The organism is Amnimonas aquatica (assembly GCF_002943415.1).
In the GTDB taxonomy this organism is placed as follows: Bacteria; Pseudomonadota; Gammaproteobacteria; order Pseudomonadales; family Moraxellaceae; genus Perlucidibaca; species Perlucidibaca aquatica_A.
This window is the reverse complement of sequence record NZ_PTQZ01000014.1, coordinates 1-15279: the sequence shown is the minus strand read 5'-3', so window position 1 is coordinate 15279 and position 15279 is coordinate 1. Positions and strand designations below refer to the sequence as shown.

Here is a 15279-nt window from a genome sequence, read left to right as displayed (position 1 = left end):
CAGCCCGCGCGCGCGCGCCGTGCTTGGCGGGGTGTCGCGCATCGCGGCCGAGGACACGCGCCATTCCGGGCGGCTGTTGCAGCAGGTCGGTCTCGACGTGCCGCTGATCGCCGTGCATGACCACAACGAGGGCGAGCGCGTGCCGGGGCTGATCGCACGCCTGCTGGCCGGCGAGTCGCTGGCGCTGATCTCCGATGCAGGCACGCCGCTGATCAGCGATCCCGGCTACCGGCTGATCTCGGCCGCGCATGATGCCGGTGTCCGGGTGTCGCCGGTGCCGGGGCCGTGCGCGGCCATCGCGGCGCTGAGCGCGGCGGGGCTGGCATCCGACCGTTTCCATTTCGAGGGCTTCCTGCCGTCCCGGCAGGGGCCGCGCAAGAGCCGCCTGCAGGCACTGGCCGAGTCGCCGCACACGTTGATCTTCTATGAGGCGCCGCACCGCATCGTGGAGACGCTGGCGGACATGCGCGAGGTGCTGGGTGGTGACCGCGTGGCGACCCTGGCGCGTGAACTGACCAAGACCTTCGAGACCGTGCGCCGTGCGGCGCTGGGCGAGCTGGCGGACTGGGTGGTGTCCGACAGCGACCAGCAGCGTGGCGAGATCGTGCTGGTGGTCTCGGGCGCGCCGGCGCGCGAGGTCGGTGATGATGTCCAGGGCCTCAGCGCCGAGCGTGTGCTCTCGGTGCTGGTGCGCGAGCTGCCGGTGAAACAGGCGGCGGCGCTGGCGGCGGAGCTGCTGGGGCTGAAGAAGAATGCCCTTTACGACCTGGCGCAGCGCTTGAAGGAGTCCGCGCGGGGTGCAGATTCAGCTTGAGTTGCATCCGGCCGGCCCTTATTCTCCGCGCCGGAGTCGGCCGGACGGTCGCTGCTGCTTCGGCAGGGGAGGAAAGTCCGGGCTCCACAGGGCAGGGTGCCAGGTAACGCCTGGGCGGCGCGAGCCGACGGAAAGTGCAACAGAGAGCAGACCGCCGAACGGTCTTGTGTCGCCGCGAGGCGAGCAGGATGCGTGGCAAGGGTGAAACGGTGCGGTAAGAGCGCACCGCGAGTCTGGCAACAGACCGGCACGGCAAACCCCACCCGGAGCAAGACCAAATAGGTGTCCATACGCGCGGCCCGCGCGGGACACGGGTAGGTTGCTTGAGCCCGTCGGCGACGGCGGGCCTAGAGGAATGACCGTCCTCGACAGAACCCGGCTTACAGGCCGACTCCACCCCTTTCTAGGCATAATGTCTAAGGTTTGCATGACCTTTTGGCATATAGCTAAAAATTCTAGGACATGCCGCATTGTCAGCTTGTTTCTAGGATGTCACTGCAAGTTGTTGTTTTTTAATGTCGTCGACTTGCGTCCTGTTTCGGGGCGTTCATTGCAAGTCATTGTTTTTAATATACAAAAATATACTTATAACCGGTCATTCCGTCCTTGACGGGGCATGGCCGCGATCCCTATATTTGCCCGCAGAGTGGGGAAAAGTGTGGTTTTGTGGTTTTTTCTGGATAAAACCCCGCTCGGGAAGCTGACAGCATGTTTCGCGGCTACGACGAACTGACCATGGACGCCAAGGGGCGCATCGGCTTGCCGACGCGCTACCACGATCGCGTCCTGGCCGAATGCCAGGGCAAGTTCGTCCTGACCGTCGACCTGCGCGAGCCTTGCCTGGTGCTCTACCCGCTGACCGAGTGGGAGGGCATCGAGGCGCGCTTCAACGCGCTGCCGGGATCGAACCCGGCCATCGCCATGCTCAAGCGTCGCATTCTCGGCTATGCCACGGAAATCTCCCTGGACAGTGCCGGTCGCTTCCTGATCAGCCCCGAGCTGCGCCAGTTCGCCCGGCTCGACAAGCATGTCGTGCTCGCGGGGCAGGGCAAGAAGTGTGAAATCTGGCTGAAGGCCACCTGGGACGCGCTGCAGGCGCAGATCCTGGCGGAGGACTTCTCGGCGGCCGACCTCGCGCAAGCGATCGACACCCTGGCGCTCTGACCATGAACGGCTTCCAGCACCTCACCGTACTTTGCGAAGAAACGGTCGATGCCGTCCTAGGCGATCGCAAGGGCTGCTATGTGGACGCCACCTTCGGGCGCGGCGGTCATTCGCGCCAGCTGCTCGCCAGCCTGGCGCCCGAGGCGCGCCTGATTGCTTTCGACAAGGATCCCGAGGCCATCGCCGCCGGCGAGGCGCTGGCGGCGGCCGATGCCCGCTTCAGCATCGTCCATGACTCTTTCGCGACCCTGGCCGCGCACGTCGAGGCGCTGGGTCTGACCGGCCGCGTGACCGGACTGCTGGCCGACCTCGGCGTGTCTTCGCCGCAGCTCGATGACGCCGCGCGCGGCTTCAGCTTCATGAACGATGGTCCGCTGGACATGCGCATGGACCCGACGCGCGGCGTCAGTGCCGCCGACTGGCTGGCCGGCGTGTCCGAGGCCGACCTGGCCGACGCGCTCAAGACCTATGGCGAAGAGCGCCACGCCCGCCGCATCGCGCGTGCGCTGGTGGCGGCACGCGCGAAGGCTGCGATCACCACGACCCGGCAGCTGGCCGAGCTGGTGGCGGCGGCGCATCCGGCCTGGGAAAAGCACAAGCACCCGGCGACGCGCAGCTTCCAGGCCATCCGTATCGTGGTCAATCGAGAGCTGGGCGACCTCGAGGACTTCCTTGACCAGGCGCTGGCCGTGCTGGCACCCGGCGGACGCCTGGCGGTGATCAGCTTCCATTCGCTGGAGGACAGGCTGGTCAAGCAGTTCATCCAGAAGGCCGTGAAGGGCGATGACTTTCCGCCCGGCCTGCCGGTGACCTGGCAGCAGCTGCGTCCGCAGCTGAAGAAGATCGGCAAGGCCGTCGAGCCGAGCGAGGCCGAGGTCGACCGCAATCCGCGCGCGCGCAGCGCCCGCCTGCGCATCGCCGAACGGCTGGCGGAGGCGGGCGCATGATCCTCGCTTCCCGCCTCAGTGCCCTGCGCCGCACGCTCATGCAGCCGGTGATCTGGCAGACCGCCGCCATCGTGCTCGCCCTCGTGGCGACCTCGGTGGCGGTGGCGTTCAGCGTGCACAAGTCGCGCCTGAACCTGGCCCAGCTGCAGGCGCTGCAGGAAGAGCGCGACCGCCTGGAAGTGGAGTGGGGGCAGCTGCTGCTCGAGCAGCAGGCCTGGGGCGCCTACGGGCGCATCGGCAAGATGGCGGTGGACGAGCTGGGCATGCGCTCGCCGGCCCCGCATGAAGTCATGATGGTGCGGCCATGAGCGTCGATCGTCGCGTTCCCGCCCGTGCCGCCGGTGGTGGCGAGCCCGGCCTGAAGTACGCCGGCCGCCATTACCTGGTGTTCGGCGTCTTCGGTCTGCTGCTGGCCGGCCTGACGCTGCGCGCGGGCTATCTGACCGTGGTCGACAGCGAGTTCCTGCGCGCCCAGGGCGATGCCCGCATGATGCGCACCGAGCCCATTGTTGCCATGCGCGGCATGCTGCGCGATCGCAACGGCGTGCCGCTGGCGGTGAGCACGCCGGTGACCACGCTGTGGATGAATCCGCGCCAGGCCATCGCCGCCGGCGCCGACATCGGCAAGCTGGCCAAGGCGCTGGGACAGAGCCCGCGCGACCTCTCCGCGCGCGTGCAGCGCAACCGCAGCAAGGGCTTCATCTATCTCAAGCGGCATCTGTCGCCGACCGATGCCGAGGGTGTGCTGGCGCTCGACATCCCGGGCGTGTTCGGCATGACCGAATACCGCCGTTTCTATCCGGAAGGCGAGGCCACGGCGCATCTGCTCGGCTTCACCGATCTCGATGACCATGGCAAGGAAGGCCTGGAGCTGGCCTTCGACGAGGAGCTGGTCGGTCGTGCCGGCAGCAAGCGCGTGGTCAAGGACCTGAAGGGGCACCGTGTCCAGGATGTGTCGCTGATCAAGGCCGCGCACCCGGGCCATGATGTCGACCTCAGCTTCGATTCGCGCGTGCAGTATTCGGCCTACCGCGAGCTGGCGCGCGGCGTGGCCGAGCACCAGGCCGTCGCTGGCGTGCTGGTGTCGCTGGATGTCGATACCGGCGAGGTGCTGGCCATGGCCAACCTGCCGTCGTACAACCCCAACAACCGTGCACGTCTGACGCCGAACGCGCTGCGCAACCGTGCCGTCACCGACATGTTCGAGCCCGGCTCGACGCTGAAGCCGATCACCGTGGCGGCGGCGCTGGAAAGCGGCAAGTACACCACGCGCAGCCTGTTCGACACCACGCCCGGCACCTACCGCGTGCTCAACAAGCTGATCCGCGATCACCACAACTACGGCGTGATCGACATGACCACGCTGCTGACCAAGTCCAGCAATGTGGCCACGGCCCAGATCGCGCTGTCGCTGCCGCGCGATACCCTGCCCATGCTGCACCAGCGCCTGGGCTTCGGCCACAGCACCGGCAGCGGCTTCCCGGGCGAGAGCGCCGGCCGCCTGCAGCCGTCGAACCGCTGGAACCCGGTCGAGCTGGCCACCATGTCGTACGGCTACGGCATCACCGTGACCGCGCTGCAGCTGGCCCAGGCCTACGCCACCATCGCCAGCGGCGGCGTCCAGCGGCCGATCAGCTTCCGCCGCGTGGAGGGCGAGGTGCCCGGCAAGCGCGTGCTGGACGAGAAGATTGCGCGTGCACTGATTCCCATGATGGAGACCGTGGTCACCCAGGAGGGCACCGCCCTGCGCGCCGCGGTGCCTGGCTACCGCATCGCGGGCAAGACCGGCACCGCGCACAAGGCGCAGTCCGGCGGCTATGCCGCCGACCAGTACATGTCGCTGTTCGTCGGCATGGCGCCGGCGAGCAAGCCGCGTGTGGTCACCGCCGTTGTCATCGACAACCCGCGCAAGGGTGGCTACTACGGTGGCCTGGCGGCGGCGCCGGTGTTCGCGCGCGCCATGGCCGACACCCTGCGCCTGATGAACGTCGAGCCCGATCGCAGCGCCGAACGCCTGGCCGAGCAGCATCGCCTGCCGCACCCGTCGACCTGGCAGCGCCCGGTCGCCGCCCATGCACCCGGACGGGAGGGCTGACATGACCACGCTCTCCCGTCTCTGGCCGCAGACGCCCGCCGCGTGGGCCGGCATCGAGATATCCGCGCTGGTCGCCGACTCGCGCCGTGTCACGCCGGGTTCGGTGTTCGTGGCGCTGGCCGGTCTGCAGCACGATGCCCGCGCCCATGTGCCGGCCGCCGTTGCCGCCGGCGCCGTGGCCGTGCTGGCCGAGGCTGGCGGCGACTGGCAGGCGCATCGTGAAATCGATGGCGTGCCGGTGCTGGTGATTGCCGACCTCGGCCTGCGCCTGGGCGAGATCGCATCGCGCTTCCATGGCGAGCCGTCGGCGGCCATGACCGTCACCGCGGTGACCGGGACCAACGGCAAGACCAGCATCGCCAACCTCATCGCCGGTGCCTGCGAGCGCCTCGGCCGTCGCGCCGCGGTGATCGGCACGCTGGGCAACGGCTTCTACGGCGAACTCAGGCCGTCCGTGTTCACCACGCCGGACCCGCTGCAGCTGCAGGGTCTGCTGGCCGGTTTCCGCGACGCCGGCGCCGGCCTGGTGGCCATGGAGGCCAGCTCGCACGGTCTGGTGCAGGGCCGCATGGCCGGCACGCACATCCACACCGCGCTGTTCACCAACCTGACCCGTGATCACCTCGATTACCACGGCGACATGGACAGCTACGCCGAAGCCAAGGGCCTGCTGTTCCGCTGGCCCGGCCTGAAGGCGGCGGTGATCAACGCCGACGATCCGGCCGGTGCGCGCTACCGCGCCCTGCTCGCCGATGACGTTGCCTGCCTGCGCTACAGCCTGGACGCCGGCAGCGATGCCGAGCTGGTGGCCGAGACGGTCGAACCCTCGCTCGATGGCCTGGTGCTGACCCTGCGTACCCCGCAGGGCCCGGCCACGCTGCGCAGCCCGCTGCTGGGCCGCTTCAACGCCAGCAACCTGCTCGCCGTGCTGGGCGGGCTGCTGAGTCTGGGCTGGTCGCTGCAGGCCGCCGTCGACGCGCTCGCCGGCGTGGCGCCGGTCGCCGGCCGCATGCAGTGCCTGCGCGACGGCGACTCGCCGCTGGCGGTGGTCGACTACGCGCACACGCCCGATGCCCTGGAGCAGGCGCTGCGCGCCGCGCGCGAGCACACCACGGGTCGCCTGTGGTGCGTGTTCGGCTGCGGCGGCGGTCGTGACACCGGCAAGCGCCCGCAGATGGGCGCCATCGCGGCAGCGCTGGCCGACCGCGTCATCATCACCACCGACAACCCGCGCGAGGAAGATCCGCAGGACATCCTCGCGCATGTGCGCGGCGGCATGCCGGCCGGTGCCGACGCCGTGATCATCGCCGACCGCGCCGAGGCCATCGCCCGTGCGCTGCGCGAGGCCGCCGCCGACGATGTCGTGCTGATCGCCGGCAAGGGCCACGAGACCTACCAGGAAATCATGGGCGTACGTCACCCGTTCAACGATGCCGAGCAGGTCCGCCTGGCGCTGGCGGCAAGGAGCCGGACATGAGGCTGTCGGAGATCGCTCAGGTGGTGGCCGGCGAGCTGATCGGCCTGGACGCCGATGTCGGCAGCTTCTCCACCGACACGCGTTCGCTCGCCGCCGGCGATGTCTTCATCGCGCTGTCGGGTCCCAATTTCGACGCCAACACGCTGGTGGCGCAGGCCGCCGAGCGCGGCGCTGTCGCCGCCGTGGTGTCGCGCATGGATCCGGCGGCCGGCATTCCGCAGGTGGTGGTCGCCGACAGCCACCAGGCGCTGGGTCGCATCGCCGCCGCCTGGCGCGCGCGTTTCCCGCAGCTGGCGGGCGTGGCCATCACCGGCAGCGCCGGCAAGACCTCGACCAAGGAGATGACCGCGCGCATCTTCGAGCAGCAGGGCGAGACGCTGGCGACCATCGGCAACCTCAACAACGACATCGGCGTGCCGCTGACCCTGCTGCGCCTGCGTGACAAGCACCAGTACGGCGTGTTCGAGCTTGGCGCCAACCACCTCGGCGAAATCGCCTACACGGCAGGGTTGGTGCGGCCGCAGGCGGCGGTCATCGTCAATGTCGGCACCGCGCACCTGGAAGGCTTCGGCAGCCGCGAGGGCATCGCCACCGCCAAGGGCGAGATCTACGACGGCCTTGCCGATGACGGCACGGCGGTGATCAATGCCGATGACGACTTCGCCGGTCGCTGGCTGGCGCAGTGCCGCGGGCTGGGCGTGCGTGTGCTGACTTTCTCGGCGCAGGGCGGCGATGCAGACATCCGCGCCACCGATATCCGCTGCGGCGACATGCCGCTCTACGCCTTCACGCTGCATGTGGCCGGCCAGGCGCTGCCGGTGCAGCTGCAGCTGCTCGGCCGCCACCAGGTCATGAACGCGCTCGCCGCCGCCGCCCTGGCCCATGCCAGCGGCATCGCCCCGGCGCGGATTCGCGACGGCCTGCAGCGCACGCGCCCGTTCGCCGGCCGCAGCGTGCCGCATGACCTCGGCGCCGGCCGTTACGTCATAGACGATACCTACAACGCCAACCCCAGCGCCATGAAGGCTGCCATCGACCTGCTCGCGTCACTGCCCGGGCGTCGCGTGCTGGTGCTCGGTGACATGGGTGAGCTCGGGGATGCCGCCGCATCCGGTCATTTCGAAGTCGGAGAGTACGCAAAAATGAAGAAGATCGACGCGCTCTATGCCACCGGCCGCCATGCCGGCCAGTACGATCTCGGCTTCGACGGCCAGGCCCAGCTGTTCCCCGACCATCAGGCGCTGCTGAAGGCGCTCGAGGCCGAGCTGCAGGGCGTGGTGACCATCCTCGTCAAGGGCTCGCGCAGCGCGCGCATGGAGCAGGTCGTGCAGGGCCTGACCGGCAGCCAGGGAGGCCACTGACATGCTGCTCTGGCTCGCCGACCTGCTGGCACAGCACTTCAAGGGCTTCGGGGTGTTCAACTACCTGACCCTGCGCTTCGTGCTCAGCATCATCACCGCCTTCGCGCTGTCGCTGTGGTGGGGTCCGTGGATGATCGACCGCCTGCGCGCCATGAAGTTCGGTCAGGCCATCCGCAACGACGGCCCGCAGACCCACCTCGCGAAGACCGGCACGCCGACCATGGGCGGCGCGCTGATCCTGGTCACCATCCTGGTCAGCACGCTGGCCTGGGCACGCCTGGGCAACGTCTACATCTGGGTGGTGCTGGCGGTCATGGCGGTGTTCGGACTGGTCGGCTGGGTCGACGACTACCGCAAGGTCGTGGAGAAGAACCCGCGCGGCCTGCCCAGCCGCTGGAAGTATTTCTGGCAGTCGGTGGCCGGCATCGGCGCCGCCGTGTTCCTGTACTGGACGGCGAAGACCCCGGTCGAGACCAGCCTGATCGTGCCTTTCTTCAAGGACGTGATCATCCCGCTCGGCTTCTTTTACATCGTGCTCAGCTATTTCGTGATCGTCGGTGCCAGCAACGCGGTCAATCTCACCGACGGCCTCGACGGCTTGGCCATCATGCCCACGGTCATGGTCGCCGGCGCGCTGGCGATCTTCGCCTACGTCACCGGCAACGTGAAGTTCGCGACCTATCTGCAGATTCCGTTCGTGGCCGGCGCTGGCGAGCTGATCATCATCTGCGGCGCCATCATCGGCGCCGGACTCGGCTTCCTGTGGTTCAACGCCTACCCGGCGCAGGTGTTCATGGGCGATGTCGGCGCGCTGTCGCTGGGCGCGGTGCTGGGCACCATCGCCGTCATCGTGCGCCAGGAGATCGTGCTGTTCATCATGTGCGGCGTGTTCGTCATGGAGACCATATCGGTGATGCTGCAGGTGGCGAGCTTCAAGCTCACCGGCAAGCGCATCTTCCGCATGGCGCCCATCCATCATCACTTCGAGCTCAAGGGCTGGCCGGAGACGCGCGTGGTCGTGCGCTTCTGGATCATCAGCTTCATGCTCGTGCTCGCCGGCCTGGCGACCCTGAAGCTGCGTTGAGGAGAGGGGCATGCTGATTCAGCGCGACGGTCTGCGGGTGGTCATCGGTCTGGGCAAGACCGGGCTGTCCTGCGTCCGTCATCTGCGCCGCAAGGGCTACCCGGTGGCGGTCAACGACACCCGCGAGCACCCGCCCGGACTGGCCGAGCTGCGAGCCGAGTTCCCCGAGGTCGAGGTCAGCCTCGGCGGCCTCGACCAGGCGCTGCTGCTGCGCGCCAGCGAGATCGTCAGCAGCCCGGGCGTATCGGTCAAGGAACCGGCCATCGCCGCCGCCATCGCCGCCGGCATTCCGGTCGGTGGCGATGTCGAGCTGTTCTGCCGCGAGGTGACGGCGCCGATCGTTGCCATCACCGGCTCCAACGCCAAGAGCACGGTGACCACGCTGGTCGGCCTGATGGCCGCGCGCGACGGCCGCCGCGTCGGCGTCTGCGGCAATATCGGCACGCCGGTGCTGGACATGCTGGCCGAGGGCGACAAGGACATCTACGTGATGGAGCTGTCGTCGTTCCAGCTCGAGACCACGCATTCGCTGCGCGCCGCCGTGGCGGTGGTGCTGAATATCAGCGAAGACCACATGGACCGCTACACCGGCATGGTCGAGTACCACCAGGCCAAGCACCGCATCTTCCGCAACTGCCAGCGCTACGTGTTCAACCGCGATGATGCCCTGACCCGGCCGCTGATCGCCGACGACGTGCCGGGCACCAGCTTCGGCCTCGGCGCTCCTGACCTGAACCAGTACGGCGTGCTGCGCGTCGACGGCCAGCCCTGGCTGGCGCGCGGCCGCGAGACGCTGATGCCGGTGTCCGATCTGCAGATCTTCGGCGAGCACAATGTCGCCAACGCGCTGGCCTGCCTGGCGCTGGGCGAGGCGGTGGGCTTCGGCCGCGACGCCATGCTGGCCACGCTGCGCGAGTTCAGCGGGCTCAAGCATCGCTGCCAGCGCGTGGCGCTGGCCGATGGCATCGGCTGGTACAACGACTCCAAGGGCACCAATGTCGGCGCCACCCTGGCGGCCATCAACGGCCTCGGCGCCGCCATCGGCGGCAAGCTGCTGCTGATCGCCGGCGGTGTCGGCAAGGGCCAGGACTTCTCGCCGCTGTCGCCGGCACTGGCGCAGTTCGGCAAGACCCTGCTGCTGATCGGCGAGGACGGCCCGGCCATCGACCGCGCGGTGAGCGCGCCGCTGGATCGCCGCTACTGCGCCACGCTGGACGAGGCCATTGCCCAGGCGCGCGCGCTGGCGCAGGCCGGCGATGCCGTGCTGCTGTCGCCGGCCTGCGCCAGCTTCGACATGTTCAAGCACTACGAAGACCGCGGCGACCAGTTCGCGGCCGGCGTGCAGCGTCTGCTGGAGGGCACCTGATGCGCGTCCCCGGCCTGAGCCAGCCCGCGCACCTGCTGCGCGACAGCCTCGCGAGCCTGACCGAGCGCCAGGTGCTGCTGCTGTCGGCCGGATTCCTGTTCTGCATCGGGCTGATCATGGTCGGCTCGGCCTCCATGGGCGTGGCCGACGCCAGCTACGGCAACCCCTTCTATTTCTTCATCCGTCATTTCATCTATCTGGGTATCGGCCTGCTCACCGCAGCGGTGGTCATGCAGATCCCCATGCAGACCTGGAACCAGTACTGCTACCACTTCTTCCTGCTCGCCCTGCTGCTGATCCTGGTGGTGCTGATTCCCGGCATCGGCAAGCGCGTCAACGGCAGCATGCGCTGGATCGGCGTCGGCGGCCTCACGCTGCAGCCGTCCGAGGTCATGAAGCTGGCCGCCGTGCTGGCGCTGGCCGGCTATCTCGTGCGTCGCCAGGAGGAGGTGCGCAGCAAGCTCTCCGGCTTCGCCAAGCCCATGGCCTTCGTGGCCATCGTGCTGTTCCTGCTGCTCATGGAGCCGGACTTCGGTGCCAGCCTGGTCATCCTCACCGCGGTCATGGCCATGCTGTTCCTGGCCGGGGCGCCGCTGGTGCAGTTCATTGCCATTTCCGGTGCTGTCGTGGTCGCCGGCATCGCCGTCATGATCGCCGAGCCCTACCGCATGAAGCGTCTGCTGGCCTTCACCAATCCCTGGGAAGACCAGTACGGCTCGGGCTACCAGCTGGTGCAGAGCCTGATCGCCTTCGGGCGCGGCGACTGGTTCGGCGTCGGCCTCGGCCACAGCGTGCAGAAGCTGTTCTACCTGCCCGAGGCGCACACCGACTTCGTGTTCGCGGTCTACGCCGAGGAGTTCGGTCTGGTCGGCGTGCTCTGCCTGCTGCTGGCGGTGGCGGCGCTGGTCACCGCCGCGCTGCGCATCGGCCAGCGCGCCGAGCGTGCCGGTCAGTATTTCTCGGCCTACACGGCCTACGGCCTGGCGGTGATCATCGGCATCCAGTCGGCCATCAACATCGGCGTGAACATCGGCTTCTTCCCGACCAAGGGCCTGACGCTGCCGCTGGTCAGCTACGGCGGTTCCAGCCTGATCGTGGTGTTCGCCATCCTCGCCGTGCTGCTGCGCATCGACGCCGAGTCCGGCAGTGTCCAGGAGCGCGGCGTCCGTCGTGCCGGGGGAGGTGATCATGGCGCTCGTTAAGTCGGTGGTGGTGATGGCCGGCGGCACCGGGGGGCATGTCTTCCCGGCGCTGGCGGTCGCCCGCGCGCTGCAGGCGCAGGGCGTGCGCATCCACTGGCTGGGCACGCGCGCCGGCATCGAGGCCGATCTGGTGCCGAAGGCCGGCTTCCCGATCACCTATCTCGATGTCGGCGGCCTGCGCGGCAACGGCCTGCGTCCGCTGCTGCAGGCGCCGACCAAGCTGCTGCGCGCGGTCTGGCGCGCCTCGCGGGTGTTCTCCACGGTGGAGGCGGATGCCGTCATCGGTCTCGGCGGCTATGTCACCGGTCCCGGCGGTCTCGCCGCGCGCCTGGTCGGCCTGCCGCTCTATGTGCACGAGCAGAACGCCATCGCCGGCTTCACCAACAAGGCGCTGGCCAAGTTCGCCACCCGCGTGCTGCAGGCTTTCCCGCAGGCCTTCGAGCCGTCGCCGAAAGTCGAGTGGGTGGGCAATCCGGTGCGCGAGGAGATCGCCACGCTGGCCATGCCGGCCGAACGCTACGGCTCCCGTCAGGGACCGCTGCGCGTGCTGGTGATGGGCGGCAGCCTGGGCGCGGTGGCGCTCAACGAGCTGGTGCCGGCGGCGCTGGCCGAGCTCGATCCGGCGCAGCGCCCGCTGATCCGTCACCAGGCCGGTCGCAAGCATGCCGACAAGGCGGCGGCGGTCTATGCGCGCCTCGGCGTCGAGGCCGAGATCCTGCCCTTCATCGATGACATGGCCGCTGTCTACGGCTGGGCCGATCTGGTGATCTGCCGCAGCGGCGCGCTCACCGTGTCCGAGCTGGCGGCGGCGGGTGTCGCCTCCATCCTGATTCCGTTCCCGCATGCGGTCGATGACCACCAGACCGCCAATGCCCGTTTCCTCAGCGATGCCGGCGCCGCCCGGCTGTTCCAGCAGCGCGACCTGACGGCGTCCGCATTCGCCGGCACCCTGCGCGAGCTGCTCGACCGGCCGCTGCTGCAGACCATGGCGGAAAAGGCACGCGCCCTGGCCAAGCCGGACGCGACATCGCTGGTCGTCAACGCCATTCTTCGAGGTGACGCATGAGCGCCATTCCCCGCAGTCGTCTCATCGAGATCCCGGAAATGCGGCGTATCCGCCGCATCCATTTCATCGGCATCGGTGGTGCCGGCATGTGCGGCATCGCCGAGGTGCTGCTCAACCAGGGCTACGAGGTCGCCGGCTCCGACGCCAAGGCCGGCAAGTCCACCGAGCGCCTGGTCCGCCTGGGCGCGGAAGTGTTCATCGGTCATGATGCCGCGCATGTCGCCAGCGCCGATGTGGTGGTGGTGTCGACCGCCATCGACCCTGCCAATCCGGAGGTGCAGGCCGCGCAGGAACGCCGCCTGCCCATCGTGCGCCGCGCCGAGATGCTGGCCGAGCTGATGCGCTACCGCCACGGCATCGCCATCGCCGGCACGCACGGCAAGACCACCACCACCAGCCTGATCGCGTCCATCCTGGGCGAGGCCGGCTTCGATCCGACCTATGTCATCGGCGGCCTGCTCAACAGCGCCGGCACCAACGCCAAGCTCGGCAGCAGCCGCTATTTCGTGGCCGAGGCCGACGAATCCGACGCCTCCTTCCTGCATCTGCAGCCCATGGCTTCGGTGGTCACCAACATCGACGCCGACCACATGGACACCTACGGCGGTGACTTCGAGGTGCTCAAGCGCACCTTCATCGAGTTCCTGCACAACCTGCCGTTCTACGGACTGGCCGTGGTCTGCGGCGATGATCCGGTGGTCCGCGAGCTGCTGCCGCAGATCGCGCGCCCGACCATCACCTACGGCTTCGCCGAGGACAACGACATCCGCGCCGTCGATGTCGAGCAGCTCGGCCTGCAGACCCGTTTCACCGTGCTGCGCGCCGGGCGCGACCCGCTGTCGGTCACGCTCAACCTGCCGGGTCTGCACAACGTGCTGAATTCGCTGGCGGCGATCGCCATCGCTACCGACGAGGGCGCCGGCGACGAGGCCATCGTCGCCGCGCTGGGCAGCTTCCAGGGTGTCGGCCGCCGCTTCCAGCGCCTGATCGAGGCCGGCGGCGTGCAGCTGGTGGATGACTACGGCCATCACCCGCGCGAAGTTGCCGCCACCATCGCCGCCGCCCGCCAGGCCTATCCTGGCCGCCGCCTGGTGATGATGTTCCAGCCGCATCGCTACACCCGCACCCGCGACTGCTTCGACGATTTCGTGCAGGTGCTGTCCACGGTCGACCACTTGCTGCTGCTCGACGTCTACAGCGCCGGCGAGAAGCCGATCCCGGGCGCCGACGGCCGCGCGCTGTCGCGCAGCATCCGCACCCGCGGCGTGGTCGACCCGGTGTTCATCGAAAGCCCCGACGAGCTGGCGCAGCTGCTGCCGGCGCAGCTGCAGGCGGGGGATGTGCTGCTGACCCAGGGCGCCGGCACGGTCGGCGCCATCGCGGTCGAGCTGGCCCAGCAGGGCCTCTACCTTGCCGCTGCCGTCCAGGCCGGCGCAGAGAAGCGAGAGAAGACATGAGTGCGGTGGATGCCAAGCGGTTCGGCAAGGTGGCGGTGCTCCTCGGGGGCACGGCGGCCGAGCGTCCGATTTCCCTGATCAGCGGCGCCGCGGTGCTGAAGGCGCTGCAGGCCGCCGGCGTCGATGCCCACGGCTTCGATCCGGCCGAGCGCGATGTCGTCGAGGTGCAGGGCTTCGACCGCGCTTTCATCGTGCTGCACGGTCGCGGCGGCGAGGACGGCGTCATCCAGGGCGTGCTCGAGCAGTTCGGCGTGCCCTACACCGGCAGCGGCGTCATGGCCTCGGCCATCGGCATGGACAAGGCGCGCACCAAGCAGCTCTGGCTGGGCTGCGGCCTACCCACGCCGGCCTACCGCCGCCTGACCGCGACCACCGACTTCGCCGCCGTCGCCGCCGAGCTGGGTCTGCCGCTGATGGTGAAGCCGGCGCACGAGGGCTCCAGCATCGGCATGGCCAAGGTCTACAGCGCCGACGAGCTGGCCCGTGCCTACGAGGTGGCGGCGCAGCACGACGGCGAGGTGATCGCCGAGCATTTCATCGAGGGCAGCGAATACACCGTGGCGGTGCTCGGTGATCGCGCCCTGCCGGCGATCCGCATGATTCCGGCCAACGATTTCTACGATTTCGAGGCCAAGTACCAGCGCAACGATACCCAGTACAAGATCCCCTGCGGTCTCGGTGCCGATGATGAGGCTGCGCTGCAGCGTCTGGCCGTCGAGGCTTTCCAGGTGCTGGGCGCGCGCGGCTGGGGCCGCATCGATGTCATGCGCGACCACGACGGCCGTTTCTGGCTGCTCGAGATCAACACCGTGCCGGGCATGACCGACCACTCGCTGGTGCCGATGGCCGCGCAGGCCGCCGGGCTGGACTTCACCGCGCTGGTGCTCGACATCCTGGCGCAGACGCTGGCGCCGTCCGCGGCACAGGTCGGAGGCAGCTGATCATGAGCCAGGCCACGCGTCGCCCCATCGCTGCACGACCGGCCGCCACGCGGCGCCCGGCGCAGCCGGTGGCCGCGCGCGGCCCGGGCCTGCTGGCGCGCCTGCGCGGTACGGCCGGCAAGGGTACTGATGCCGGCCAGGGCAAGGCGCCCTGGCCGGAGGGCACGGGTGGCGGCTGGTCGCGTCGCCTGCTCGCCGCCTGTTCGCTGGCCGCGGCGCTGGTCATGGTCGCCGGCGTGGCGAGCATGGTGCGCGACTGGCAGCGCGAGACCCCGATCCGGCAGGTGGTGATCGCAGGCGACCTG

The 15279-nt window shown here is 69.0% G+C and carries 14 protein-coding genes and 1 other RNA gene; all 15 read left to right on the top strand.

Annotated features, from left to right (window positions below; translation table 11 throughout):
- The coding region (rsmI, locus tag C5O18_RS01545; protein ID WP_105191118.1) for a 16S rRNA (cytidine(1402)-2'-O)-methyltransferase at positions 1 to 814 on the top strand (814 nt) is incomplete at its 5' end.
- A gap of 32 nt (positions 815 to 846) precedes the next feature.
- An RNA gene (rnpB, locus tag C5O18_RS01540) (RNase P RNA component class A) lies at positions 847 to 1213 on the top strand.
- 309 nt (positions 1214 to 1522) lie between these two features.
- The gene (mraZ, locus tag C5O18_RS01535) at positions 1523 to 1978 is read left to right on the top strand and encodes a division/cell wall cluster transcriptional repressor MraZ (protein ID WP_105191116.1); all 456 of its coding nucleotides are present in this window, start codon (positions 1523 to 1525) and stop codon (positions 1976 to 1978) included.
- 2 nt (positions 1979 to 1980) lie between these two features.
- Positions 1981 to 2925: a 16S rRNA (cytosine(1402)-N(4))-methyltransferase RsmH gene (gene rsmH, locus C5O18_RS01530; RefSeq protein ID WP_105191115.1), complete on the top strand. Its 945-nt coding sequence runs from the start codon at positions 1981 to 1983 to the stop codon at positions 2923 to 2925.
- Positions 2922 to 3233, top strand: coding sequence for a cell division protein FtsL (gene ftsL / locus C5O18_RS01525; RefSeq protein ID WP_206389682.1), 312 nt, complete (start codon positions 2922 to 2924; stop codon positions 3231 to 3233). Before rsmH ends, ftsL begins: the two co-directional genes overlap by 4 nt.
- Positions 3230 to 5020, top strand: coding sequence for a peptidoglycan D,D-transpeptidase FtsI family protein (locus tag C5O18_RS01520; protein WP_105191114.1), 1791 nt, complete (start codon positions 3230 to 3232; stop codon positions 5018 to 5020). Before ftsL ends, C5O18_RS01520 begins: the two co-directional genes overlap by 4 nt.
- Before the next feature lies 1 nt (position 5021).
- The gene (locus C5O18_RS01515) at positions 5022 to 6497 is read left to right on the top strand and encodes a UDP-N-acetylmuramoyl-L-alanyl-D-glutamate--2,6-diaminopimelate ligase (RefSeq protein WP_105191113.1); all 1476 of its coding nucleotides are present in this window, start codon (positions 5022 to 5024) and stop codon (positions 6495 to 6497) included.
- Positions 6494 to 7858, top strand: a complete 1365-nt coding sequence (locus C5O18_RS01510) for a UDP-N-acetylmuramoyl-tripeptide--D-alanyl-D-alanine ligase (protein WP_105191112.1) — start codon at positions 6494 to 6496, stop codon at positions 7856 to 7858. Before C5O18_RS01515 ends, C5O18_RS01510 begins: the two co-directional genes overlap by 4 nt.
- 1 nt (position 7859) lies before the next feature.
- Positions 7860 to 8942 carry a phospho-N-acetylmuramoyl-pentapeptide-transferase gene (mraY, locus tag C5O18_RS01505; protein WP_105191111.1) on the top strand — a complete coding sequence of 361 codons (1083 nt, stop codon included), beginning with the start codon at positions 7860 to 7862 and terminating at the stop codon, positions 8940 to 8942.
- Between the two features lie 10 nt (positions 8943 to 8952).
- Positions 8953 to 10308 carry a UDP-N-acetylmuramoyl-L-alanine--D-glutamate ligase gene (murD, locus tag C5O18_RS01500; protein WP_105191110.1) on the top strand — a complete coding sequence of 452 codons (1356 nt, stop codon included), beginning with the start codon at positions 8953 to 8955 and terminating at the stop codon, positions 10306 to 10308.
- Positions 10308 to 11510 (top strand): putative lipid II flippase FtsW, encoded by a 1203-nt coding sequence (gene ftsW, locus C5O18_RS01495; protein WP_105191109.1) that lies wholly within the window; start codon positions 10308 to 10310, stop codon positions 11508 to 11510. Before murD ends, ftsW begins: the two co-directional genes overlap by 1 nt.
- Positions 11497 to 12576 (top strand): undecaprenyldiphospho-muramoylpentapeptide beta-N-acetylglucosaminyltransferase, encoded by a 1080-nt coding sequence (gene murG, locus C5O18_RS01490; RefSeq protein WP_105191108.1) that lies wholly within the window; start codon positions 11497 to 11499, stop codon positions 12574 to 12576. Before ftsW ends, murG begins: the two co-directional genes overlap by 14 nt.
- Positions 12573 to 14033 (top strand): UDP-N-acetylmuramate--L-alanine ligase, encoded by a 1461-nt coding sequence (gene murC, locus C5O18_RS01485; protein ID WP_105191107.1) that lies wholly within the window; start codon positions 12573 to 12575, stop codon positions 14031 to 14033. Before murG ends, murC begins: the two co-directional genes overlap by 4 nt.
- The gene (locus C5O18_RS01480; RefSeq protein WP_105191106.1) at positions 14030 to 14974 is read left to right on the top strand and encodes a D-alanine--D-alanine ligase; all 945 of its coding nucleotides are present in this window, start codon (positions 14030 to 14032) and stop codon (positions 14972 to 14974) included. The genes murC and C5O18_RS01480 overlap by 4 nt, the downstream gene beginning before the upstream one ends.
- A 2-nt stretch (positions 14975 to 14976) precedes the next feature.
- Positions 14977 to 15279, top strand: a 303-nt coding sequence (locus C5O18_RS01475; protein ID WP_146089167.1) for a hypothetical protein, incomplete at its 3' end; no start/stop codon positions are given.

Coding starts and splice junctions, on each gene's coding strand:
- ftsL (WP_206389682.1), top strand. CDS start 2,922: ATGATCCTCGCTTCCCGCCTCAGTGCCCTGCGCCGCACGCTCATGCAG.
- ftsW (WP_105191109.1), top strand. CDS start 10,308: ATGCGCGTCCCCGGCCTGAGCCAGCCCGCGCACCTGCTGCGCGACAGC.
- murG (WP_105191108.1), top strand. CDS start 11,497: ATGGCGCTCGTTAAGTCGGTGGTGGTGATGGCCGGCGGCACCGGGGGG.
- C5O18_RS01515 (WP_105191113.1), top strand. CDS start 5,022: ATGACCACGCTCTCCCGTCTCTGGCCGCAGACGCCCGCCGCGTGGGCC.
- mraZ (WP_105191116.1), top strand. CDS start 1,523: ATGTTTCGCGGCTACGACGAACTGACCATGGACGCCAAGGGGCGCATC.
- C5O18_RS01520 (WP_105191114.1), top strand. CDS start 3,230: ATGAGCGTCGATCGTCGCGTTCCCGCCCGTGCCGCCGGTGGTGGCGAG.
- murC (WP_105191107.1), top strand. CDS start 12,573: ATGAGCGCCATTCCCCGCAGTCGTCTCATCGAGATCCCGGAAATGCGG.
- mraY (WP_105191111.1), top strand. CDS start 7,860: ATGCTGCTCTGGCTCGCCGACCTGCTGGCACAGCACTTCAAGGGCTTC.
- C5O18_RS01480 (WP_105191106.1), top strand. CDS start 14,030: ATGAGTGCGGTGGATGCCAAGCGGTTCGGCAAGGTGGCGGTGCTCCTC.
- C5O18_RS01510 (WP_105191112.1), top strand. CDS start 6,494: ATGAGGCTGTCGGAGATCGCTCAGGTGGTGGCCGGCGAGCTGATCGGC.
- murD (WP_105191110.1), top strand. CDS start 8,953: ATGCTGATTCAGCGCGACGGTCTGCGGGTGGTCATCGGTCTGGGCAAG.
- rsmH (WP_105191115.1), top strand. CDS start 1,981: ATGAACGGCTTCCAGCACCTCACCGTACTTTGCGAAGAAACGGTCGAT.